The organism is Rhizobium jaguaris, assembly GCF_003627755.1.
In the GTDB taxonomy this organism is placed as follows: domain Bacteria; phylum Pseudomonadota; class Alphaproteobacteria; order Rhizobiales; family Rhizobiaceae; genus Rhizobium; species Rhizobium jaguaris.
Genome location: NZ_CP032694.1, coordinates 886,576 through 910,697 on the forward strand (window position 1 = coordinate 886,576; position 24,122 = coordinate 910,697).

Genomic DNA, 24,122 nt, shown 5'->3' on the forward strand with positions numbered 1-24,122 from the left:
ATAACATCGCGGAAGCGCGTCGCCGGCATCTCCCGGCGACGCCACCCCACCCTGTCGCGGCCGATGCCTAGAGGGGCGCTGACGCCGCCGGACGGGCGGCTTCAAGCAAGCAATAATCCGGGAGGGAAGGATGATTTCGCAGATACTGACGGCGGTTGGAGCCATGATATTTGGCGTTGCCGTTTGCGCCGCTTATTTTCTCTTTTCCAACAAGCTGCTGGAGATAATTTTCCCGGCAAAAGAAGGTGGCGATGTTCACCGGGTCGCGGTCAATCTGCGTCGCCGCGGCATAATCCGCCCCTGGCTTTTCCTCGGGCCGGCAGTTAGCCTCCTCGCCATCTATTTGATGTATCCGGTGGTTGCGACGCTCATCCTGTCCTTCTATGGTCCTGACGGCAATCAATTCGTCGGTGGCGCCAACTATGTCTGGGCCGTCAACGACAACGAATTCCGCCGGTCGATCTTCAATAATATCCTCTGGCTCGCCGTCGTTCCGGCCGCCTGCACCTTCTTCGGTCTCGTTATCGCCGTTATGACCGATCGCATCTGGTGGGGCAACATCGCCAAGGCGGTCATCTTCATGCCGATGGCGATCTCCTTCGTCGGCGCATCGGTCATCTGGAAATTCATCTACGAATATCGCGGCGGCACCGACGCGCAGATCGGCTTGCTGAACGCGATCGTGCAGCTCTTTGGCGGTACGCCCCAGGTTTGGATCACCATCCCCTTCTGGAATAACTTCTTCCTAATGATCATGCTGATCTGGATTCAGACCGGCTTCGCCATGGTCATCCTGTCGGCCGCCCTTCGCGGCATTCCGGAGGAAACGATTGAAGCGGCCGTCATCGACGGCGCCAATGGCTGGCAGATTTTCTGGAAGATCATGGTGCCGCAGGTCTGGGGCACGATCGCCACGGTTTGGACCACCATCACAATCCTAGTCCTGAAGGTTTTCGACATCGTTCTGACCATGACCAACGGTCAGTGGGATACGATGGTTCTTGCGAACCTGATGTTCAACTGGGCGTTCCGAGGTTTTGATTCCGGCCGTAGTGCCGTCATTGCGCTGGTTATCATGATCGCGGTCACGCCGATCATGATCTGGAACATCCGTCGTGCAAACGCAGAAACGAAGGGGCACTGACATGCTCGGAAACCTTGGCCGCATCGGCCCAGCTCGCCTCTTCGTCCATTTCGCCGTGCTGCTGATCGTCATCATCTGGCTGATCCCGACGCTCGGGATCTTCGTTACGGCCTTGCGTGACAAAGACCAGATCGTGGTCTCCGGCTGGTGGACCTCCTTCTCGGGCTCGTCCAGGACGATTGCCGTCCGTCTTGCCGGTTCCGACAAGGCAACTCAGGACGGGGCCAACTACATCATCAAAGGCAATGTCTTCGACGGCAGCAACAATAACGGCAGCGGCAGGGTCAGATCCTTTGGTCTGCGCGTCCAGGAACCGGCCGCCTATCAGGCCGGGTCGCAGGCCGACCTCGGCGATGGCGAAAGTCTAACCATCAATTCCGATGGTACCTATCTCTTGCAGAGGAACGGCGCTTTCGCCGCCGATGAGCGCGCCAGACGCGTGTATTTGACGGTCGCGACGCCGCCGGAATTCACCAGGGATAACTACCGGACGGTTCTGACGGGCGAAGGCATCGGTCAGTCCTTTATCAATTCGCTGACGGTCGCCATTCCAGCGACGATCATTCCGATCCTGATTGCTGCTTTCGCGGCCTATGCGCTTGCTTGGATGGATTTTCGTGGTCGAGCGCTGCTGATTGCGCTTGTCGTTGGCCTTATCGTCGTGCCGTTGCAGATGTCGCTGATCCCGCTGCTGCGCATCTACAACGATATCGGCCAGGTATTCGGCGTACCGTCGAAGACCTATCCCGGCATCTGGATGGCGCATACCGCCTTCGGCCTGCCGCTCGCCATCTACCTGCTGCGCAACTACATCGCGGGCCTGCCGAAGGAAATCATCGAATCCGCACGCGTCGACGGCGCCAGCGACTTCGACATTTTCGTCAAGATCATCCTGCCTCTGTCCTTTCCGGCGCTCGCCTCCTTCGCGATCTTCCAGTTCCTCTGGGTCTGGAATGATCTTCTGATCGCCATGGTGTTCCTCGGCACCGACAAGGATCATCTGGTTCTGACGGCAGCCCTGAATGCTTTGCTTGGCTCGCGTGGCGGCAATTGGGAAATCCTGACGGCCTCCGCTTTCGTCACCATTCTTATTCCGCTCCTCGTCTTCTTCGGTCTGCAGCGCTATCTCGTGCGCGGTCTGCTCGCCGGGTCGGTGAAGGGGGGCTGATCCAAGACCTTTCCACCTATACAGCCCATACAGGACCTATTAAGAATGAGCATTGCCTCTCAATCGATTTCGACGGTGGACAAAGACTGGTGGCGCGGAGCGGTGATCTATCAGATCTATCCGCGCTCCTATCAGGACTCCAACGGCGACGGCATCGGCGACCTCAAGGGTATCGCCGTCCGCCTGCCGCACATTGCCGCCCTTGGTGCCGATGCGATCTGGATTTCGCCGTTCTTCACGTCGCCCATGCGCGATTTCGGCTACGACGTCTCCAACTATGAAGATGTCGATCCGATCTTCGGTACGCTTGCCGATTTCGACGCAATGATGACGGAAGCGCACCGCCTCGGCATCAAGGTGATGATCGATCTGGTGTTGTCGCACAGCTCCGACCACCATCCCTGGTTTGTCGAAAGTCGTTCGAGCAAGGACAATCCCAAGGCCGACTGGTATGTCTGGGCCGACGCCAAGCCGGATGGCACACCGCCGAATAACTGGCTGTCGATCTTCGGCGGCTCTGCCTGGGCTTGGGATCCGACCCGCATGCAATATTACATGCACAATTTCCTGATCTCGCAGCCGGACCTGAACCTGCACAATCCCGAGGTTCAGGAACGACTGCTGGATGTCGTGCGTTTCTGGTTGGACCGGGGCGTCGACGGCTTCCGCCTCGACACCATCAACTTCTATTTCCACGATAGGGAGCTGCGCGACAATCCGGCACTGGAACCAGCGCGCCGCAACGCGTCGACCGCACCGGCGGTCAATCCCTATAACTTCCAGGAACATCTCTACGACAAGAACCGCCCGGAAAATCTGAAGTTCCTGCAGCGGTTCCGGGCCGTGCTCGACGAATATCCAGCGATTGCCGCCGTCGGCGAAGTCGGCGACAGCCAGCGCGGTCTTGAGATCGTCGGCGAATATACCTCCGGCAACGACAAGATGCATATGTGCTATGCCTTCGAGTTCCTGGCGCCGGACCCGCTGTCGCCGGAGCGCGTCGAAGATGTGATGAAGGATTTTGCTGAAGCCGCGCCGGAAGGTTGGGCATGCTGGGCATTTTCAAACCATGACGTGATGCGCCATGTCAGCCGCTGGGGCAGCCTGGTCGCCGACCGCGATGCGCTTGCCAAGCAATATGCGGCCCTGCTCCTGACACTGCGCGGCTCCGTTTGCCTCTATCAGGGCGAAGAGCTCGGCCTAACGGAAGCCGATCTCGCCTATCAGGATCTGCAGGATCCCTACGGCATCCAGTTCTGGCCGGAATTCAAGGGCCGAGACGGCTGCCGCACACCGATGGTCTGGGACAGTCAGGTCACCCAAGGCGGCTTCTCGACGGTAAAGCCCTGGCTGCCGGTGCCGGTAGAGCATATTCTGCGTGCCGTCAGCGTGCAGCACGGCGACGAGAATTCCGTGCTGGAGCAGTATCGCCGCTTCCTCGCCTTCCGCAAGCAGCACCCGGCTTTTGCCAAGGGTGAGATCGCCTTCACGGAACCGCAGGGGGACGTGCTGCTTTACACGCGTCACTATGGCAACGAAACCATCCTCTGCATGTTCAACATGAGCGCGACGGAGATAGCGGCAAACCTGCCTGAGGGGAGCTGGCAGGTCCTGGCCGGTCACGGTTTCGCAAGCAACAACTACGGCAATCAGATCGATATTCCGGCCTGGGGCGCTTATTTCGCGCGCTTGGCCTGAGCTTTTGGGGAGGAGAGCATAGATGACAGGACTTGTTCTAAAGGACATCCGGAAATCATACGGAAATGTGCATGTTCTGCACGGCATCGATCTGGACATCCAGGAGGGCGAATTCATCGTCTTCGTTGGGCCGTCCGGATGCGGCAAATCCACGTTGCTGCGCATGATCGCCGGGCTCGAAAGCATCACTTCCGGTGACATGCTCATCGCGGGGCAGAAAGTCAACGAGGTGCCGCCGTCCAGGCGCGGCATTGCGATGGTCTTCCAATCCTACGCTCTCTATCCGCATATGACCGTTTACGACAACATGGCTTTCGGCATGCGGATCGCCGGGGAGAACAAGAAAGAAATCGACCGTCGCGTTCGCGCTGCAGCGGCGAGCTTGCAGCTCACGCAATATCTCGAGCGCCTCCCCAAGGCTCTCTCGGGTGGTCAGCGCCAGCGTGTTGCAATCGGTCGCGCCATCTGCCGCAACCCGAAGGTCTTTCTGTTCGACGAACCGCTCTCGAACCTCGACGCCGCGTTGCGCGTGGCAACGCGGATCGAGATCGCCAAGCTCAGCGACTCCATGCCCGAGACGACGATGATCTACGTCACCCACGACCAGGTGGAAGCCATGACCTTGGCCGACCGCATCGTCGTATTGTCGGCCGGGCGGGTGGAGCAGGTCGGCGCGCCGCTCGAGCTCTACGAGCGTCCGGCCAATCTCTTCGTGGCGAAGTTCATCGGCTCGCCGGCCATGAACATCTTCCCGGCGACGGTCAGCCAAACTGGCGCGACGACGACTGTAACGCTGACGGGCGGCAAGGCGGTGATGCTCGACATCCCGACGGCGGCGTCGGAGCACGGCAAGACCGCGAGCTTCGGCGTTCGCCCGGAAGATCTGAGGGTTGCCACCGACGAGAACTACCTCTTCGAAGGCGAGGTCTCTATCGTCGAAGCACTCGGCGAGGTCACGCAACTTTACATCGAGGGCCTGGTGAACGGTGAGCCGATCATCGTCAAGATCCCAGGCATCGCAGACGTTAAGCGCGGGCAGAAGATGCGCTTTGCGGCCGATAGGCAGAAGCTGCATCTCTTCGATGCTGAAGGCCACACCTATCGCAAGCAATAAGGCATCCTCCCAAGGGCGCGGGAGCGCTAGTCCAAGTATAGAAATCTAATAAAATACACTTGGTCTAGCGCTTCCAAACCTTCTGTTAAATCCCCACTGTTAGCCTGCGTTTCGTAATATACTTTAGGGATTTACGACGATGGCAGCTTCCGGCACGGCTACTCCAGGCCACCATTTCCTCAACAAGGAAGAATCCTTCATGTACGACCGCGAGGTGCGGTACAAAATGGAGGATACGATGAACGCAGCGCGGATCGAATATACCGAAAAAGGCGTCATGAACTTGGCGTCACGCCGCTGCGATATCATCCGGATCTCGCAGAGCAGCGCGATCCTGGCAATCCTCACCCAATATAATCTGCCAAAGCAATTCTATCTCGACATCCCCGATGCGCGCATCACCAAGGTTGGCTGCATCCTGATGAAGATCTTCCCCAACAACACCATCGAGGTCCGTTTCCTGCGCCTGCTGTCGGAGAAGGAAATGAACAAGATCTTCGTCTATAGTACCCATCCGTCGCATCGCGACCGCGTACTCGATATCCGCGCTTGATTTGAACCGAAGCAAAAAAGAGCCCCGCGCAGCGTCAGCCGCGCTGGGTTCTTTTTGGGCCGTTATCGTTTCAATGATGGAACAGGACGCTGGCGCCCTGATCGGCCGGGCCGGCGCCATGGCGGAACGGCGCGAAGAGCTCGCGGCCCATGCCGAATTCGTTTGCGGAGAGGTCGGCAACGACAGGATCGCGTTCGGCCATGTCGGCGGCGTCGACCAGCACCTCCAGCGTGCCGGCAATCGCGTCGATGCGGATGATGTCGCCTTCCTTGATGCGGGCGATCGGTCCGCCCTCGACAGCTTCGGGGGTGACGTGGATGGCGGCCGGGACCTTGCCGGATGCGCCGGACATGCGTCCGTCGGTCAGAAGTGCCACGCGGAAGCCACGGTCCTGCAGCACGCCGAGGGCAGGTGTCAGCTTGTGCAGCTCTGGCATGCCGTTCGCCTTTGGCCCCTGGAAACGGACGACAGCGACGAAATCGCGGTTCAGTTTGCCGTCCTTGAACGCCTGCTGCATTTCAAGCTGATCGTGGAAGATGACGGCCGGCGCCTCGATGATGTGCCGCTCCGGCTTGACGGCGGAAATCTTGATCACCGCCTTGCCGATATTGCCGCGCAGCATCTTCAGGCCGCCCGTGGTCTGGAACGGCGTTTCGATGCCTGCCAGTACCTTGGGATCGCCGCTCTTTTCCGGCGCCGGCTCACGGACGACACCGCCATCGGCGCCGATCTTCACCTCGATCGAATAGGCGGAAAGTCCCTGGCCGGCGACGGTGCGGACATCGTCGTGCAGCAGCCCCTTCTTCAGGAGCTCCTTGATCAGAAAGCCCATGCCGCCAGCGGCATGGAAATGGTTCACATCGGCAAGCCCGTTCGGATAGACGCGGGCAAGCAGCGGAATGATGTCCGAAAGCTCGGAAATGTCCTGCCAGGTAAGGACGATGCCGGCTGCCCGCGCCATGGCGACGAGGTGCATCGTATGGTTGGTCGAGCCGCCGGTCGCATGCAGGCCGACGACACCGTTGACGATCGAACGCTCATCGATCATTTCGCCGGCGGGCGTGAATTCATTGCCCATGGCGGTAATGGCGAGCGCCCGCTTAGCGGCCTCGCGTGTCAGTGCTTCGCGCAGCGGTGTGCCTGGATTGACGAAGGAGGCGCCGGGCATGTGGAAGCCCATGATCTCCATCAGCATCTGGTTCGAATTGGCCGTGCCGTAGAAGGTGCATGTGCCAGGGCCGTGGTAGGATTTCGATTCGGCCTCCAGCAGTTCGGCGCGGCCGACCTTCCCTTCGGCAAAGAGTTGGCGCACGCGCGACTTCTCGTCATTCGGCAGGCCGGAGGTCATCGGGCCGGCGGGAATGAAGACGGCCGGCAGATGGCCGAAGGAGAGCGCGGCGATGACCAGACCAGGCACAATCTTGTCGCAGACGCCGAGGAAGACGGCCGCGTCGAACATGTTGTGCGACAGGCCGACACCGGCTGCCATGGCGATCAGGTCGCGCGAGAACAGCGACAGTTCCATGCCCGGCTGTCCCTGCGTGACGCCGTCGCACATCGCAGGCACGCCGCCGGCGACCTGGGCGATGCCGCCGGCCTCTGCTGCCGCCTCGCGGATGATCGCGGGGTAGGTCTCGAAGGGCTGATGCGCCGAGAGCATGTCGTTATAGGAGGTGATGATACCGAGATTGGGCACGCGGTCGCCCGCCAGCGCATCCTTCTCGGAGGGGGAACAGATGGCAAAGCCGTGCGCGAGGTTGGCGCAGCCGAGCACGGAGCGCTGTACGCCCGCGGTTGCGGCATTGCGCAGGCGGTCCAGATAGCGCTCGCGCGTCGGCTTCGAGCGCTCGACGATGCGTGTGGTAATCGCGGAAATGCGGGCGTCAGCGGCCATGGTCGATCTGCCTCCGTCTGTTTTTGCGCCTAACCCCGAAAGATCAACGCTGATCTTATCTTGGGAAAGGGCTAGGCGCAGACTTCAAATGTCACTGCAATCCCGGCACGCCCTCTCGGGCGCACGGCGCAGCAGCGGTTGCTGTGTCTTTCAGGATCCGATGATGGCCGTTCGGCCTGTCAGGGAGCCCAATAAATCTCGACCGGCGAGGCGGCCCGGCGCAGCACTGCGCGGATCGGCATCTCGGTCTCATCGCCCGGCGCTTCGGCTTTGGCGAGGACGTCCTTTTTGCCCTGTCCCTCGATATGCAGCACCAGCAATCGGGCATCCTGAAGGCTGGAGAAAGTGAAGGTCAGCCGGGGTTCGCCGGCCCCTTCGGCTTCCATCGTGATGATGCCGCGCGGGCTTTTCGGATCGAGCGCCGCAGCGAGATTGCTCCCGCCTGGAAAGAACGAGGCCGTGTGGCCGTCATTGCCCATGCCGAGGATGGCGACGTCGAAGGGATAGCCGATGCTCTTGGTCTTTTCCGTGGCGATGACGGCGGCTTCCTCGACGGAGGCCGCGGCCTGATAGAGCGGAAAGAACTGTGCCGACGCGGCCTTGTCCTTCAGCAGGTTTTCCTGGACGAGCAGGTGGTTCGAGCGCGGATTGTCAGCCGGCACGAACCGTTCGTCGACAAGAGTGATCGTCACCTTGCTCCAGTCGAGCGGACGCGATGACAGCGTCTGGAAGAAGGCCTTCGGCGTCGAACCGCCGGAGACCGCAATGCTTGCAGAGCCGCGGGCGGCGATGGCGGCCGAGAGAGCCTCGACCACCTTGTCCGCGAGCTTGCCGGCGAGTTCGGCACCATTGGCGAAAGCATGCATGTTCGCTGTCATCGTCGTCGTCCCAGTTTAGATATCGTCATGCCATGTGCGGCCGTCACGCTCGATGAGCGCGATAGCCTGGCTCGGACCCCAGGTGCCGGCGGTATAGCCCTGCACTTGCTGGCCGGCCTCTTCCCAGCCCTTGAGGATCGGATCGACCCATCGCCATGCGGCTTCCACTTCGTCGCGGCGCATGAACAGCGTCTGGTTGGAACGGATGACGTCCATCAGCAGACGTTCGTAGGCGTCCGGATTGCGGACGTTGAAAGCCGAGGCGAAGCTCATGTCGAGCGAGACGTTGCGCAGGCGCATGCCACCCGGACCGGGGTCTTTGATCATCAGCGACTGCTTGACGCCTTCGTCCGGCTGCAAGCGGATGACCAATTGGTTGGCGACGATGCGGCCGGCAGCCTGATCGAAAATGTTATGCGGGATGGGCTTGAAGGTGATGACGATTTCCGACATGCGGCCGGCAAGACGCTTGCCGGTGCGGATGTAGAAAGGCACGCCGGCCCAACGCCAGTTGCCGATCTCGGCCTTGATGGCGACGAAGGTCTCGGTGTTGGAGACGCCGCCTTCCAGCTCGTCGAGGTAGCCCTTGACGGGACCGCCCGCGGAAGCGCCGGCGCGATATTGGCCGCGCACGGTCGCCTGCTCGACATTGGAAGCGTCGATCGGCTTCAGTGCGCGCAGAACTTTCAGCTTCTCGTCGCGGACGGCTTCGGAATCCATCGAGGAGGGGATTTCCATCGCCGTCAAGCAGAGGAGCTGCAGGATGTGGTTCTGCACCATGTCGCGCAGCGCGCCGGCCGTGTCATAGTAACCGGCGCGGCCTTCGAGGCCGACCGATTCGGCAACCGTGATCTGCACGTGATCGATATGGTCGGCATTCCACAGCGGCTCATAGAGCGCGTTGGCAAAGCGCAGCGCCATCAGGTTCTGCACCGTTTCCTTGCCGAGATAGTGGTCGATGCGGAAGATCTGCTCTTCCTTGAAGACCTTACCGATCGTGTCGTTGAGCTTCAGCGCCGAATCGAGGTCACGGCCGATCGGCTTTTCGACGACGATGCGGGTCTGGTTGGTGATCAGTTTGTGATCGGAGATTTTCTGCGAGATATCGCCGAAAATGCCAGGCGCGACGGCCAGATAAAAGGCGCGAACGCGGTTCTTGCCCTCGTCCAGAATCTTCTTGAGCTGATCCCAGCCGGCATCGGTCTTGGCGTCGACCGGCACGTAGAACAGGCGCGCGCAGAATTTCTTCACTTCCGCGTCGTCGTATTCACCCTTCTTCAGGTGCTCTTTCAGGGCGGCTTCGGCGAACTTGCGGTATTCTTCATGCGAGAGCGCGCTGCGTGATGCGCCGATGATGCGGGTCGGTTCGGAAAATTGACCTTCGATCTGACGATGATAAAGGGCGGGCAGGAGCTTGCGTTCAGCGAGGTCGCCGCTGCCGCCGAAAACGACATAGTCAAATGGTTCAACGGGAATGATTTGGCTGCTCATGAGCTATCTCTCAATCGGTCTTGGTTAAGGCCCCTTTTAATCTAATCGATTTAAAAAGGCCAGTGTGCATCGCAAAATTCAGACTCGGCTTTTTAGAGCGGATTGCCGGAAGAGGAAATCCATTCTGTGTCTAAAACCTGTCGCGCAACGCAAACCACGTGAGCGCCAGGAACAGAAGAGGCGCCCGCATGCGCGCGCCGCCGGGAAAGGGCGGGATGTTCAACGACTTGAAAAGCGCAAGGTCGTCGGCGTTCCCGAGAACCGTTTTCGCATAAAGTTTACCGCAATAATTTGACAGCATGACTCCGTGCCCGGAATAGCCTCCGATGGAGGTGACGCCGGGCATGACCTCCCGCACGAAAGGCTGGCGCGGCATGGTGATGCCGACCGATCCACCCCAGGCGTGGGTGATGGCGATATTGCCGAGGCCGGGATAGATTTCGGCGATCTGGCGGCGGATGTGCTGCGTTATGTCGCGCGGGTTATCGGACGTGTAGGCCTCGCGCCCGCCGAACAGCAGACGCCCGTCCTTCGACTTTCGGAAATAGCGCACCACGAATCGCGAATCCGCCACTGCTTCGCCGCCGGGCAGGACATCCGGAAACTTGTCGAGCGGTTCCGTCGCGCCGATGAAGGAGCGGATCGGCATGACATGACTTGCGGTCACCGGCTCCAGATTGCCGATATAACCGTTGCAGGCGATCAGGACTCGGTCGGCAGTGATCGTGCCGCTGTCGGTCTCGATCAACGTTTTGCCGCCAGATTGGCGGATCGCCTTTGCCGGTGTCATTTCGAAGATTGATGCACCGGCGGCCTTCGCTGCCCGCGCCAGGCCGATGAGCAGTTTCAGCGGATGGATATGGCCCGTACCCATGTCCCTGACGCCATAGAGATAGAACTTGGAGCCAAGCCGCTCCTGCGTTTCGGCCTGATCCATGAAACTCACATGCGCATAGCCGTAGCGCGTCGCGGCGATTTCGGCGTTCTCCATATAGTCGCGCTTGTAGCTCCGCTTATGGGTGACATTCATCTGGCCGGGCATGAAGTCGATGTCGATGTTGTGCTCAGCGGCAAAATCGAAAAGGTGACGCTTGGCATCTTCGGCAAGATCGAACAGTGCCTTGGAGCGCTCGTAGCCGATCTTCTCTTCCAGCTCTTCCGGCCATGAGCGTTGGCCGGTGCCTAGCTGGCCGCCATTGCGGCCGGACGCGCCATCACCGAGGCGGTTGGCGTCGATCAATGCGACATCGACGCCGGCCTTGGCAAGATTGTAAGCCGCCTGCAGGCCGGTATAGCCGCCGCCGATGATGGCGACGTCGGCGCTGCACGAGCCGTCGAGCTTGGGATAGGCGGAGCGAGGGCCGACGGTTGCCTGATACCAGGAAAGGCCCGGCGCGATCGGGCTCTGCCATGCTTCCTGCAATGTCACGGGCGGGCCTCTCTCACACGTTGAGCAGAAGGAATTCCCGCTCCCAGGGGCTGATCACCTGCATGAAGGTTTCGAATTCGCCGCGCTTGACGCCGACATAGATGTCGATGAAGTCCTTGCCCAGAACCTCTTCGAAAGCCGGCTCGTCTTCCAAGAGCGCAATAGCCTCGAGAAGGCCGCGCGGCAGGTCGATCGAACCTTCATTGGCCGAATCCTCGGTCGGCGCCGTCGGTGCCACCTTCTTCATGATGCCGAGCAAGCCGGAGGCGAGCGAGGCTGCGAGCGCCAGATACGGGTTGGCGTCCGAGCTCGGCAAGCGGTTCTCGACGCGGCGCGCCTGCGGATCGGAGACCGGCACGCGGAAAGCCGTCGTGCGGTTGTCGTAGCCCCAGGCGTTGTTGACAGGGCAGGACATGTTCGGCGCCAGGCGCCGATAGGAGTTCACGTAGGGCGCGAGCATCGCTAGCGCGTTCGGCACGTAGCGCTGCATGCCGCCGATGAAGTGGAAGAATTCCGGCGAGGGGCTGCCGTCCGGATTGGTGAAAACGTTCTTGCCGGTCTCGATGTTGACCACAGACTGGTGGATGTGCATTGCCGAACCCGGCTGGCTCTGGATCGGCTTGGCCATGAAGGTGGCATAGATGCCGTGCTTCATCGCCGCTTCACGGATGGTGCGCTTGAACATGAACACCTGGTCGGCAAGCTCGATCGGATCGCCATGGCGCAGGTTGATTTCAAGCTGCGCCGGACCCTCCTCATGGATCAGAGTGTCGATCTCCAGGCCCTGCTTTTCGGAGAAGTGATAGATATCGTCGATCAGTTCGTCGAATTCGTTGATGCCCGCGATCGAATAGCCCTGGCCCCCGAGGATTGAGCGACCCGACCGGCCCTTCGGCGGATGCAACGGATAGTCCGGATCGTCATTCTTGGCGACCAGATAGAATTCGATCTCCGGCGCCACCACCGGCTTCCAGCCGCGATCACGGTAAAGCCCCATGATCCGCTTCAGCAGATTGCGCGGCGTGTAGGACACCGCCTCGCCATCGGAATTGACGATGTCGCAGATCACCTGCGCCGTCGGATCGCTTTCCCAGGGCACGACGGAGAGCGTCGAAAGATCCGGCACGAGCTTTAGGTCGCTGTCACGCGGCTCATAGCGGAAGCTCTCGGTTTCCTCAGGATATTCACCCGAAATCGTGTGGCGATAGATGGCCGAGGGCAGGGCCAGCGAGGTGTTGGAGGTGAATTTCGAGGTTGGCATCATCTTGCCGCGCGGCACGCCCGCAAGGTCCGGTGTGATGCATTCTATGTCTTCGATCCCACGCGCCCGCAGCCATTGAGCCGCTTCCTTCCAATTTGCCACGCCGCGCGCCGATCTTAAACTCGGGGGTACAGTTGCGACTTTCGAGACCGGCATGGAAGCTTTCAGCGGGGTCTTTCTCGCGGCCATAAAACACCGTATTTGCGTTGATCGGTGACTGCATCATAACCACAGTTTGCCAATTGGCGAGGGGGAAAACCGCTCGGACTTTCGCCATATGATGGAAAAATGACGCTGCAGCGCAGCAATCGATAAGGGAATGAAACGTGGCCGGCAGATATGATGTGATCGTTCTTGGCGCGGGTGCCACAGGCATGATGTGCGCCATCCGCGCCGGCCAGCGCGGGCGCTCTGTCGTCGTCCTCGACCACGCCGTCGCGCCGGGCGAGAAGATCCGCATTTCTGGCGGCGGACGCTGCAATTTCACCAACATCCATGCCGGCCCGAAGAATTTCCTTTCCGCCAATCAGCATTTTGCCAAGTCGGCCCTGGCGCGCTTCACGCCGAAGGATTTCCTGGCCATGGTCGAGAGCCATGGCATCGCCTGGCATGAAAAGACCCTCGGGCAGCTCTTCTGCGACGACAGCGCCAAGGATATCATCCGCATGCTGACCGACGAGATGCGGTGCGCCGGCGTGGATTTGCGGCTGCGCACCGAAATCGGCGCGATCGAACCCGTCGCCGGCGGCGGCTATCGCGTCGCCACATCGGAGGGCGCATTGGAGGCGGCGTCCCTGGTCATTGCCACAGGCGGCAAGTCGATCCCGAAAATGGGCGCTACCGGCTTTGCCTACCGCGTCGCGGAGCAGTTCGGCCTGCCCCTCGTCGAGACGCGTCCCGGCCTCGTGCCGCTGACCCTCGACCCGCAGCTTCTCCAGCGTTTGGCGCCGCTCGCCGGCATTGCCGCGCCCGCCGAGATTCGCCATGGCAAGACGGCGTTCCGCGAAGCCCTGCTTTTCACCCATCGCGGCTTGAGCGGTCCGGCAATCCTGCAGATCTCCTCCTACTGGCGGGAAGGCGACGAGATCACGGTCGCGATCGAGCCCGATATCGACATTTTCATCACCCTGAAAACAGCCCGGCAGGCCAATGGCCGGCAATCGGCGCAGACGGCCCTGGCGGAGATATTGCCGAAGCGGCTGGCACAGCATTTCGCTGAGGGAGAGGGCATGTCGGGTAATATGGCCGATCACCCCGATAAACGCCTGCAGCAGCTTGCCGCCGCTGTCCAAGCCTGGCCGGTCAAGCCGTCGGGTTCCGAAGGCTACCGCACGGCGGAAGTCACGCTCGGCGGCGTCGATACCGCCTGTCTCGATTCAAAGACGATGCAAGTGAAAAACATCCCCGGCCTCTTCTTCATCGGCGAATGCGTCGACGTTACCGGCTGGCTCGGCGGCTATAATTTCCAGTGGGCTTGGGCTTCCGGCCACGTTGCCGGCGAAGCGGCTTGAAGCGTTCGGCAAGATCGCCACGGAATTGGCGATCGCGATCATCGTGTTGCCGAAGTAGAACGGCTACAAACGCCCTACGCCTTTTGAGCAGGTTTTCGCGACATGCGACAATTACGACTATGCTCTGGTTCCGGCGTTTTCCATTCCTACATCTTTATTCTACACATTGACGGTTGCCGGAACGGCCTTTTGCCGGTTATCCTGCAAATGCTAAAATGGGATTTAAGCTCATGAACAGAACACAGCGTCGCGCACGCGCCATTGCAATTGCTCAAACCCGTGACAATGCCAAGTTGGTGGCGATCCGGCTGCTGATGCTGGCGACCGGTGCCACGGCTGCTTGCATCGCTTACCTCGCTGTGCGCAGCTTCTAATATTATCGGCCTGATCGGCTTTGGTCGCCGTTTCCTCGGCGGTCGGCATTCGCACATACGCCGGACATCTTCTCGGCCGAGCCCTCATATCCCCCGCATTTCCGCGCTTTTTCCTGGTATAAAAGGCCTTGCGGCCTCCTGCGGCAGCCCCTTATCCGAAAATTAATCAATCGGACTCACAATCCGCGAAGATTTTCTGGGGCGTGCTTCTACAACGTAGAGCCGAAGCAATGATTGCCTCCTGGCGCTGGTCAGGACCCCGCCTGCGAACATCTCAAGATTGATGGTTATGCATCCGGTCAGCGCCGCGGCGGCGTCGGCAGGGGGAGCGGTGTATGAGAGGCCAAAGCCACCATGTTCATTGACAAGATCCTGTCCCGTTTCAAGATCAAGACGAAGGTTCTGATCTTCGTCCTGCCTTTCGTCATCAGCATTTCCGCCGTCGGCCTCACCGGTCTCTACGCTTCGGGCCTGCTGCAGGGGCGCATGGAAATCTCGAACAGCGTGTTGCAATCGCTGACGGGCTTCAAGAACCTCTACGGTTCGATGGATGACTTCCTGCGCATTACCAATGAGCAGCAGCGCGACAAGCTTTATCAGGATATCAAATCGCAGCAGGGCGTTCTGAACGCAACGCTCAACCAGCTCGGCAAGGATGCGGAAGGCCGTGACAATCTCACGGATGCGACGACGAAGACCGCCGACATGGCAAATCTCGTCGCCAAGCTCTGGACGCTGCATGAACAGGAAGTCGCCTTCCGTAAACTGATCGACGATGCGCAGCGAGCGCTGATCAGCGCTCGTTTCAACGTCGATTTCAATGGCCAGCAGTTGGAAGACCAAATGCGCCAGGACCAGGCCGACGCGACCTCGACGCTGCGCGCTGCCGATCGCCTGCTGAAGGGCGGCGACATGCTGGTTGCCGTGGCTGAAGATTTCAACAAAGCGGCGTCGCCGGCGGACAAGGTCAAGCTTCTGAAGGACCGGCTGCCGGATCTGAACAAGGCACAGCGCTCCATCGACCTTGCATTGCCGCAGAACCAGAAGGCCGTCGTTCAGTCGCTGGTGGGAACGATCAAGGATCTGACCGCCTTCACCGAAAGCGCCGATGCACCGACGGACGATACCGTCACCAATATCGGCCGGCTGCTCTCGCGCTTCCGTCAGACTTCGACCTATACGCAGCTGACGGCAACTCAGATGATGCGCCAGGCGACCACAACCTTCGTTGAACTGGACGCCCGTGTCGTCCAGACCAATTCGGTTCTGCAGGACACCCGCCGTCTCGAAGGCTCGATCTATTCACTGCAGCTCGTGCTCGCCGATTTCACGTCCAATACCAACAAGGACAATCTCGTCCGTCTGCGTCAGGAAATCTCCAAGCTTGCCGGCGACATGGATACGCTGAACCAGAGCGCCAAAGGCATGGATTTCGCGGGCGATATCGACACAGCCATCCGCCCTGCCATCAAGTCGATGGATGCGGCCGGTGGCAAGCTGGTCGACACCATCGCTCAGCGCATCACCGAATATGCCAGCGCCCGTCAGCAGCTTGACCAGGTCTGGGGCCAGCTCACCGCTTTTGCCGAAACGCAGAAGCAGAGTGCCGGCACCGAACGCGATCAGGCAAACTACATCTCGATCCTCGCCACCACGCTCGGCATCATCCTGTCGGTCGCCGGCGGTATCGCCCTGGTCTTGACCCTGCAGCGCCCCATCGGCCAGATCACCGCAGCCATGCGCCGCATTGCCGACGGCATGCTGGAAACCGCGATTTCCGGCGAGCAGCGCCACGACGAAATCGGCGACATGGCGCGCGCTCTCGGTATCTTCAAGGAAAATGCGCTCTCGAAAATCCGCATCGAGGAGCAGAGCGACGAAGAGCGCACTGCCGCCGAGCACGAGCGCCAGCGCAACGACGCCGAAAAGCGCGAGCTCGACCGCCAGATCGATTTCGCCGTTAGCGAACTTGCTGCCGGTCTCGAGCGCCTCGCTCAAGGCGATATCTCTTCGACGATCGAGACGCCTTTCATCGGTCGCCTCGAGCAGCTTCGCCAGGATTTCAACAGCTCGTTGTCGCGCCTGCAACAGACCCTCAGCCAGGTCCGCGACAATGTCGAGATGATCCAGAGCAACGGCAGCCAGATGGCAGCCTCCGCCGAGGACCTGTCGAAGCGCACCGAGCAGCAGGCCGCGTCATTGGAGGAGACCGCTGCCGCCGTCGACGAGATCACCGTCACCGTCCGCTCGTCCGCCGAGCGTGCCAAGGATGCTGATGCGATCGTGCGCGAAGCCAAGCGCAGCGCCGACGACAGTTCCGTCGTTGTCGGTAATGCTATCGATGCGATGGCACGCATTGAGGATGCATCACGACAGATCGAGCAGATCATCGGCGTCATCGACGAGATCGCCTTCCAGACCAACCTGCTGGCGCTGAATGCCGGTATCGAAGCCGCCCGCGCCGGTGAGGCCGGCAAGGGTTTTGCAGTCGTCGCCATGGAAGTGCGCGAGCTCGCCCAGCGCTCCGCCGCTGCTGCACAGGAGATCAAGGGGCTGATCAACAAATCGACCCACGAGGTCAATTCCGGCTCGCAATTCGTCCAGGAGGCCGGCTCGGTGCTGGCGCAGATCAGCGGACAGATCGTCACCATCAGCCAGCATGTGGAAATGATCGCGCGCGCCAGCCACGATCAGGCAAGCGCGCTGCAGGAGGTCAACGCCTCCGTCAACCAGATGGACCAGATGACGCAGAAGAATGCGGCCATGGTCGAAGAGACCACGGCGGCCAGCCGCGAACTGGCCTCCGAAGCGGACGCGCTGCTCTATCTGATCCAGCAGTTCAAGATCGAAGGCGGGCAGGGCGCGGGCTATCTGCGGGCTGAAGCCGCCTGAGCGCAGCAATCGTTACCATCACAGGCGGACCGGCCGATATCAGGCCGGTCCGCTTTTTTCGTTTTGAACCACGCATAGCCCGTATCGAGCGCGTTCCCGAACCAGGCAAACAGTGGCAAGGGGTCACGGCCGTATTCTCGATAGAATGCGTCCTCGTTACGGCGCCATAGCGCGTGGCGAGCTTCATTCTCCAGCTGGATAATTCTGGCTAAAGCGATGCAGTCGACCATGGGAAAATCTCCATATTGAAAGGCATCCCTTCAATTACACAGAGAAATTTTCTTTATAAACAGTCGTTTTCACCCTATGTTTTTCAGTCATGAAAAATGCGACCTGGGATTCCTATCAGCTTTTCCTCGACGTCGCCCGTGGCGGCGGGCTGACGGGTGCTGCATCTTCGAGCGGTTTGAGCCCGGCAACGATCGGTCGGCGCATGCTGGAACTGGAGAGCCAAGTCGGGCGTTCGCTCTTTCAGCGCAGCCAGACAGGTTACGCGCTGACCGGCGACGGCCAGGAACTGTTCGATCAACTGCTGGAGATGGAAGCGGCCGCGCGCAAGGTCGATAGCTGGCAGCGCGATACTCAGGGCGCGGCCATCGTCCGGATCGCGGCCGGCACCTGGGTCGGCTGGCTGCTCAGCCAGAACATGCCGTCGATCTGCTCCGAGCGAGATGGCTTCCGCATCGATCTCCATCTCGCCGAACGCCGTGCCAGCCTCGCCCATCGCGAAAGCGACATCGGCATCCGCGCCTTTGAACCAGAAGAGATCAATCTGGCAGCCATCAGAACCGGCGATGTTGCCTATGCCGCCTATCAGGCGCGCAACATGCGCTTTGCCGGACCGAGACGCTGGATCGCCGTGGCGGAAGAGGAGGCGATTTCCGCCTATCTGCGCTGGCCGCATCAGAAGGAGCGCGAGGCGATCGCGGTGACGGTCAACCGGCCGCGCTCCCTCCACGATCTCGTGCTGGCGGGAGCGGGCGTCGCCGTTCTTCCTTGCTTCGTCGGCGATCTGGAACCTCGGCTGGAGCGGGTCGGCGAGGAGGTCGCGTCTCTGCGGCACGGGCAATGGATCGTCATGAACGACGCCGACCGCCACCGCCGCGAAATCCGTACCGTGGTCGATCGCATGACGCGCCTGCTGAAGAGTCATGCCGACCTCTTCGCCGGCAACCGCCCCACCTACATATGAAAACCGGCAGCCAAGGTAGCTGCCGGTCTCTTGGTCTTGGATGACAGCTAACGTTCAGCGAACTGCGTCGCCCCACCGGTATTCCACCGTCGCGTCGTCCAGCTTTGCCTTCAACGCCGGATCGAGCTTGAGGTCGATGGCGGCGAGGGTGTCGGTCAACTGATCCGGGCGACTTGCGCCGATGATGGCCGAGGTGATCACCGGATTGGCGGCCACCCAGGCGACGGCGAGCTGGGTCAGCGAATGGCCGGCCTCATCGGCGATGCCGCGCAGCTTTTCGATCGTCGTGAATTCGCGTTCGTGCCAGTAGCGCTGCAGATAATTGGTGCCGGCACTGCGCACCTGCGAACTGAAGCGGCCTTCCGTCGGCGCGACGTCATGCTTGTGTTTGCCGGTCAGGAGGCCGCCGGCGATCGGATTGTAGGGAATGACCGCAATGCGCTGTTCTTCTGCGAGCGGCAACAGTTCGCGCTCGATCTGGCGGAACAGCAGATTGTAGCGCGGCTGTACCGAGACGAACCGGGCGGTCCGAAGGAAATCGGCGCGGCCGAGCGCGAGCGCCAGCCGGTAGGCGAGGAAATTCGACACGCCGACATAACGCGCCTTGCCCGAGCGCACGATGACGTCGAGCGCCTCCAGCGTCTCGTCGATCGGTGTTTCACGATCGTCGGAATGGAGCTGATAGAGGTCGACATAGTCGGTGCCGAGACGCCGCAGCGATGCATCGATAGCATCGAGAAGGTGCTTGCGCGATGCACCTTGATCCCAGGGGGAGGGACCGACCTTGCCGACGGCCTTGGTCGCGACGATGAAGCGGTCGCGCCTGCCCTTCAGCCAGCGGCCGACGATCTCTTCGGTGCGCCCGGCAAGCTCTTCGCCGCCGCCGAGCGGATAGACGTCGGCCGTGTCGATGAAGTTGACGCCGGCATCGGTCGCCTTGTCGAGAATGGCATGCGCGATGTCTTCCTGCTCGATCTGCAGGCCGAAGGTCATGGTGCCTAGGCACAGGCGGGAGACGCTGAGACCGGTATTGCCGAATTTTTGATACTGCATGGTGAAACCCTTGGAAAACACGGGTGAGTTTGCCCTTTGGACAGGGCGGCGAAAACAGGCGGGAAGCTATTCGAGATGAGACGTCGTCATGTTAGCAAAGCTCATCCCCGCATTCAGCGCGCGAAGCGAGTCTTCCGTTCACAATCGCGTGCGCTCGCGCACCGCCGCTCCTGCGGCGTCTTCCACCGAATTTCAGTGAATCCGCGAAAGCTCATACGGGCCGACTTTTCCCCCTTGTAGCCTTCGGAATTCCTTTCTAGTCTAACGGGAAAAACAGAGGGTTGGGTATCGCCAAGATGCCCTTGAACAAAACAGGAGAGACTATGAAGTCCATGTTCGCACGGCTCGCAGCAACGGCTTTCGCGGCCGTTTCGCTGGTGACGGCAGCCCAGGCAGAAGACAAGGTCGTCAACATCTACAACTGGTCGGATTATATCGATGATTCGATCCTGGCCGATTTCACAAAGGAAACCGGCATCAAGGTCGTCTACGATACCTTCGATTCCAACGAGACGCTGGAAACCAAGCTCTTGGCGGGCAAGACCGGCTACGACATCGTCGTGCCGACGGCGGACTTCATGCAGCGTCAGATCAAGGCTGGTGTGTTCCAGAAGCTCGACAAATCGAAGCTGCCGAACATCTCCAACATGTGGGACATGGTGATGCAGCGCATTTCCACCTACGATCCCGGCAACCAATATGCCGTCGACTATATGTGGGGCACCAACGGCATCGGCTACAATGTCGACAAGGTGAAACAGATCCTCGGCACCGACGACAAGCCAACGCTCGAAGTGATTTTCGACCCGAAGGTCGCCGCCAAGTTCAAGGATTGCGGCATCTATATGCTCGATGCGCCGAAGGACGTCATCCCAACGGCGCTGGCCTATCTCGGCCTCGACCCGAACTCGACTAAGCCTGAGGATTTCAAGAAGGCCGAGGCTCTCCTGACGTCGATCCGGCCCTTCATCCGCAAGTTCCACTCGTCCGAATATATCAATGCGCTCGCCAACGGTGATATCTGCATCGCCTTCGGCTATTCCGGCGACATCCTGCAGGCGCGCAACCGCGCCGAAGAAGCTAAGAACGGCGTGCATGTCGACTATTCGATGCCGAAGCAGGCACAGATGTGGTTCGACGTCATGGCGATACCCGCCGACGCGCCGCACGTGGCCGAGGCGCACGAGTTCCTGAACTACATTATGAAGCCGGAAGTCATCGCCAAGGCCAGCAACTTCGTCGCCTATGCCAACGGCAACAAGGCTTCGCAGCAATTCGTGAACAAGGAAATATTGGAGGATCCGGCTGTCTATCCGACTGACGAGATCATGAAAAACCTATTCACGGTGAAGCCGTGGGATCCGAAAACGCAGCGTCTGGCGACGCGCTTGTGGACCAAGGTCGTTACCGGTCAATAAGTCAGACAAAGGCCCGGACGGAAACGTCCGGGCCTTTCCTTAGTGCAACAGTGGTCCAGGACGGCGCTGAGCAGTTTTGGATGGGCTGATATGAAATCTGAAACGCTACCGGATGGGGAAAAGCCGGAGCGGCATCCATTGATTTCGGGGATAGATGATGAAGTCTCTCGGTAACATCCGGCGCTCCTTTGCTCCTTGGACCGATCCTTCGGCAAAGCCGTACATTTCCTTCAAGAATGTCACGAAGAAGTTCGGCGATTTCACCGCCGTCGACAATCTCTCGCTGGATATCTACAACCGCGAATTCTTCGCCCTGCTCGGTGCTTCCGGCTGCGGCAAATCCACACTGCTGCGCATGCTCGCGGGCTTCGAGCAGCCGACGACAGGCGAGATCGTCCTCGACGGCCAGAACCTTGCCGGCACGCCGCCCTACCGTCGTCCAGTCAACATGATGTTTCAGTCCTATGCGCTGTTCCCGCATATGACGGTGGAAAAGAACATCGCCTTCGGGCTGCGCCAGGATGGCATGCCGAAAGCCGAGATCGCAGAGCGCGTCGCGCAGATGCTGAAGCTCGTCAAGCTGGAGCAATTTGCAAAGCGCAAGCCGAACCAGCTCTCGGGCGGGCAGCGTCAGCGTGTGGCGCTCGCCCGTTCGCTCGCCAAGCGGCCGAAGGTGCTGCTGCTCGACGAACCGCTTGGCGCGCTCGACAAGAAGCTGCGCGAGGAGACCCAGTTCGAGCTGATGGACCTGCAGCAGAATCTCGGCCTCACCTTCGTCGTCGTTACCCACGACCAGGAAGAGGCGATGACCATGGCCGACCGCATTGCCGTGATGAGCCATGGCAGAGTCGTGCAGGTGGCAACGCCGGCGGAAATCTATGAAGCCCCCAATTCCCGCTTCGTGGCCGATTTCATCGGCGATGTGAACATTCTCGACGGCAATGTCACGCGCGCGAATGGCGGCACGGTCGAGATCGCGGTCGACAACGGCTTTACCTTGCGCACCGCAACTGGCGAGATGCCCACTGAAGGCAGCCGCGCCGGCTTCGCCATTCGGCCGGAAAAGCTGCGTGTCACGCCGCGCCCGCCGGCTAATGCCTCGGTCAATGCCGCCGAGGGCGAGATCTGGGATATCGCCTATCTCGGTGACATGACGGTTTTCCACGTCAAGCTCAAGAGCGGACAGGTGGTGAAGGCCTCGTCGCTGAATGCGGTGCGCGCCGTGGAGGAGCCTTTTGCCTATGACCAGGACGTCTGGGTCTCCTTTGACGAAAATGCCGGTGTGCTGCTGAGGGACTGATCATGAAGACGCTCGGCTCTTCCATCTATCAGCGCCTCGTCATCATCATTCCCTATGCCTGGCTGCTGATTTTCTTTCTCGCGCCTTTCCTGATCGTCTTCCGTATTTCGCTGTCGACGAAGGCGCTCTCCGTTCCGCCCTATGATCCAGCTTTCAGCTGGTCGGACAGTTTCGGTGATTGGTGGGACAAGCTGCAGAGCATGTCCTTCGACAATTACACCTGGCTGGCCGGCGATCCGCTCTATTTCAACGCCTATCTCCAGAGCCTGAAGATAGCGGGCATATCGACGATCCTGACACTGATCATCGCCTATCCCATTGCCTACGGCATGGCGCAGGCGCCGCGCAGCATCCGCCCGACGCTGTTGATGCTGGTCATCCTGCCGTTCTGGACGAGCTTCCTGATCCGCGTCTATTCCTGGATGGCGATCCTGAGCACCACGGGTTTGCTTAATCAGCTGCTGATGGCACTCGGCGTCATCCATGAGCCGCTGGTGATCCTGAATACCAACACCGCCGTTTATATCGGCATGGTCTATTCCTATCTGCCTTTCATGGTGCTGCCGCTCTATTCCTCGCTGGAAAAGATGGACGGCACGCTGATCGAGGCGGCTCAGGATCTCGGCTGCACGCCTATCGGCGCCTTCTGGCGCGTCACCTTCCCGCTGTCGATCCCTGGCGTCATTGCCGGTTGCATGCTGGTTTTCATTCCGGCGGTCGGCGAGTTCGTTATTCCCGATCTGCTCGGCGGCTCCGAAACGCTGATGATCGGCAAGGTGTTGTGGAGCGAATTCTACGGCAATACCGACTGGCCGCTGGCATCCGCGGTGGCGACCATCCTTCTGCTTGTGCTGGTGGTGCCCATCGTCTTCTTCCAACATGTACAGGCCAAAGCCGACGAGAAGGGGAGGTAAGCCATGATCCGCTGGTCCCGCTTCAATATCATCTCCGTCACGCTCGGCCTTGCCTTCCTCTATTTGCCGATCCTGCTGCTGGTCATCTATTCCTTCAACGCCTCGCGGCTGGTCACGGTCTGGGGCGGCTTCTCGACGCAATGGTACGGTCATCTGCTGCGAAACAACGACATGCTCAACGCTGCCTGGCTGACCGTACGCATCGCTGTGTTCTCGGCGACGATCGCGACCGTGCTCGGTACGCTGGCGGCATTGACGCTGGTTCGCTACACCCGCTTCCGCGGCCGTATCCTGTTTTCCGGCATGATCTATGCGCCTCTGGTCATGCCCGACGTCATCACCGGCCTATCGCTGCTGCTGCTCTTCGTCGCCGCCGGTATCGATCGCGGATTCTGGACCATTGTCATGGCGCATACGACGCTGACCATGTGCTTCGTTGCGGTCGTCGTACAGTCCAGACTTCTGAGCTTCGACCGCTCGATCGAAGAGGCGGCTCTCGATCTCGGCGCGCCGCCCGTGCGCACCTTCTTCGAGATCACGCTGCCGATCATCGCGCCGGCGGTGTTTTCCGGCTGGGTGCTGGCGCTGACGCTGTCGCTGGATGATCTGGTGATCGCCACATTTGCTTCGGGGGCCGGCGCTAAGACATTGCCGATGCTGATCTACAGCCAGGTGAAGCTCGGCGTGACGCCGGAGATCAACGCGATCTGCACCATCCTGATCGGCGTCGTTACCGTGGGCGTCATCTGCGCCTCCGTCGTCACTAAACGCCGCGAAGTGCAGCGCCAGAGAGATGAGCACGCGGCAGCCGCGGCGTAAGGCAAAACCAGCGGCGGGG

General features: G+C 60.3%; 20 protein-coding genes. 13 read left to right on the top strand and 7 right to left on the bottom strand.

The annotated features are described in order from the left end of the window. Positions 1–130: 130 nt before the first annotated feature. The 5 genes from CCGE525_RS04340 to CCGE525_RS04360 all read left to right on the top strand — a co-directional run bounded on the left by CCGE525_RS04340 (position 131) and on the right by CCGE525_RS04360 (position 5,677). Positions 131–1,144 carry a carbohydrate ABC transporter permease gene (locus tag CCGE525_RS04340; RefSeq protein ID WP_120703213.1) on the top strand — a complete coding sequence of 338 codons (1,014 nt, stop codon included), beginning with the start codon at positions 131–133 and terminating at the stop codon, positions 1,142–1,144. 1 nt (position 1,145) lies between these two features. Beyond that, positions 1,146–2,312, top strand: coding sequence for a carbohydrate ABC transporter permease (locus CCGE525_RS04345; RefSeq protein ID WP_120703214.1), 1,167 nt, complete (start codon positions 1,146–1,148; stop codon positions 2,310–2,312). Positions 2,313–2,357: 45 nt separating this feature from the next. Then, positions 2,358–4,010, top strand: a complete 1,653-nt coding sequence (gene bglA, locus CCGE525_RS04350; RefSeq protein WP_120703215.1) for a beta-galactosidase BglA — start codon at positions 2,358–2,360, stop codon at positions 4,008–4,010. Positions 4,011–4,032: 22 nt separating this feature from the next. Then, positions 4,033–5,124 (top strand): ABC transporter ATP-binding protein, encoded by a 1,092-nt coding sequence (locus CCGE525_RS04355; RefSeq protein WP_120703216.1) that lies wholly within the window; start codon positions 4,033–4,035, stop codon positions 5,122–5,124. 139 nt (positions 5,125–5,263) lie between these two features. Continuing rightward, a complete protein-coding gene (locus CCGE525_RS04360) occupies positions 5,264–5,677 on the top strand; it encodes a hypothetical protein (RefSeq protein WP_205587426.1) in 414 nt (137 codons plus the stop codon). A 70-nt stretch (positions 5,678–5,747) separates the two neighbouring features. Here the strand turns inward: CCGE525_RS04360 and edd are convergent, their stop codons facing one another. The 5 genes from edd to CCGE525_RS04385 all read right to left on the bottom strand — a co-directional run bounded on the left by edd (position 5,748) and on the right by CCGE525_RS04385 (position 12,819). Continuing rightward, on the bottom strand, positions 5,748–7,571 hold the full coding sequence (edd, locus tag CCGE525_RS04365; protein ID WP_120703217.1) for a phosphogluconate dehydratase: 1,824 nt from the start codon (positions 7,569–7,571) through the stop codon (positions 5,748–5,750). A gap of 179 nt (positions 7,572–7,750) precedes the next feature. Then, entirely contained in the window at positions 7,751–8,449 is a 699-nt protein-coding gene (gene pgl, locus CCGE525_RS04370; protein ID WP_120703218.1) for a 6-phosphogluconolactonase, read from the bottom strand. A 15-nt stretch (positions 8,450–8,464) separates the two neighbouring features. Beyond that, on the bottom strand, positions 8,465–9,940 hold the full coding sequence (zwf, locus tag CCGE525_RS04375; RefSeq protein ID WP_120703219.1) for a glucose-6-phosphate dehydrogenase: 1,476 nt from the start codon (positions 9,938–9,940) through the stop codon (positions 8,465–8,467). Positions 9,941–10,070: 130 nt separating this feature from the next. Next, the gene (locus CCGE525_RS04380; RefSeq protein WP_120703220.1) at positions 10,071–11,369 is read right to left on the bottom strand and encodes an NAD(P)/FAD-dependent oxidoreductase; all 1,299 of its coding nucleotides are present in this window, start codon (positions 11,367–11,369) and stop codon (positions 10,071–10,073) included. A gap of 13 nt (positions 11,370–11,382) precedes the next feature. After that, positions 11,383–12,819 carry a glutamine synthetase family protein gene (locus tag CCGE525_RS04385; protein WP_120703221.1) on the bottom strand — a complete coding sequence of 479 codons (1,437 nt, stop codon included), beginning with the start codon at positions 12,817–12,819 and terminating at the stop codon, positions 11,383–11,385. A gap of 185 nt (positions 12,820–13,004) precedes the next feature. Between CCGE525_RS04385 and CCGE525_RS04390 the strand changes: the two genes are divergently transcribed. The 3 genes from CCGE525_RS04390 to CCGE525_RS04395 all read left to right on the top strand — a co-directional run bounded on the left by CCGE525_RS04390 (position 13,005) and on the right by CCGE525_RS04395 (position 17,407). Next, positions 13,005–14,141 carry a BaiN/RdsA family NAD(P)/FAD-dependent oxidoreductase gene (locus CCGE525_RS04390; RefSeq protein WP_245472129.1) on the top strand — a complete coding sequence of 379 codons (1,137 nt, stop codon included), beginning with the start codon at positions 13,005–13,007 and terminating at the stop codon, positions 14,139–14,141. Positions 14,142–14,371: 230 nt separating this feature from the next. Beyond that, positions 14,372–14,515, top strand: a complete 144-nt coding sequence (locus tag CCGE525_RS38215; RefSeq protein WP_162950124.1) for a hypothetical protein — start codon at positions 14,372–14,374, stop codon at positions 14,513–14,515. A gap of 354 nt (positions 14,516–14,869) precedes the next feature. Beyond that, positions 14,870–17,407, top strand: a complete 2,538-nt coding sequence (locus CCGE525_RS04395) for a methyl-accepting chemotaxis protein (protein WP_120703223.1) — start codon at positions 14,870–14,872, stop codon at positions 17,405–17,407. Here the strand turns inward: CCGE525_RS04395 and CCGE525_RS04400 are convergent. Beyond that, positions 17,383–17,637, bottom strand: coding sequence for a hypothetical protein (locus tag CCGE525_RS04400; protein ID WP_120703224.1), 255 nt, complete (start codon positions 17,635–17,637; stop codon positions 17,383–17,385). The genes CCGE525_RS04395 and CCGE525_RS04400 overlap by 25 nt on opposite strands. 89 nt (positions 17,638–17,726) lie before the next feature. Here CCGE525_RS04400 and CCGE525_RS04405 point away from each other — a divergent pair, with 89 nt between their 5' ends. Next, positions 17,727–18,599, top strand: a complete 873-nt coding sequence (locus tag CCGE525_RS04405; protein ID WP_120703225.1) for a LysR family transcriptional regulator — start codon at positions 17,727–17,729, stop codon at positions 18,597–18,599. Between the two features lie 54 nt (positions 18,600–18,653). Here CCGE525_RS04405 and CCGE525_RS04410 read toward each other — a convergent pair whose 3' ends face one another. Then, positions 18,654–19,652 carry an aldo/keto reductase gene (locus CCGE525_RS04410; RefSeq protein WP_120706244.1) on the bottom strand — a complete coding sequence of 333 codons (999 nt, stop codon included), beginning with the start codon at positions 19,650–19,652 and terminating at the stop codon, positions 18,654–18,656. Between the two features lie 332 nt (positions 19,653–19,984). On the opposite strand from CCGE525_RS04410, the gene CCGE525_RS04415 reads away from it, so the two are divergent. The 4 genes from CCGE525_RS04415 (at position 19,985) to CCGE525_RS04430 (ending at position 24,103) form a co-directional block, all read left to right on the top strand. Next, on the top strand, positions 19,985–21,070 hold the full coding sequence (locus tag CCGE525_RS04415) for a polyamine ABC transporter substrate-binding protein (RefSeq protein ID WP_245472130.1): 1,086 nt from the start codon (positions 19,985–19,987) through the stop codon (positions 21,068–21,070). Positions 21,071–21,227: 157 nt separating this feature from the next. Next, the gene (locus CCGE525_RS04420) at positions 21,228–22,370 is read left to right on the top strand and encodes an ABC transporter ATP-binding protein (RefSeq protein ID WP_120706245.1); all 1,143 of its coding nucleotides are present in this window, start codon (positions 21,228–21,230) and stop codon (positions 22,368–22,370) included. 2 nt (positions 22,371–22,372) lie between these two features. Beyond that, complete coding sequence (locus CCGE525_RS04425) at positions 22,373–23,284, top strand: ABC transporter permease subunit (RefSeq protein WP_120703227.1); 912 nt, start codon at positions 22,373–22,375, stop codon at positions 23,282–23,284. Positions 23,285–23,287: 3 nt separating this feature from the next. Then, positions 23,288–24,103 carry an ABC transporter permease subunit gene (locus CCGE525_RS04430; RefSeq protein ID WP_120703228.1) on the top strand — a complete coding sequence of 272 codons (816 nt, stop codon included), beginning with the start codon at positions 23,288–23,290 and terminating at the stop codon, positions 24,101–24,103. Positions 24,104–24,122: the final 19 nt, after the last annotated feature.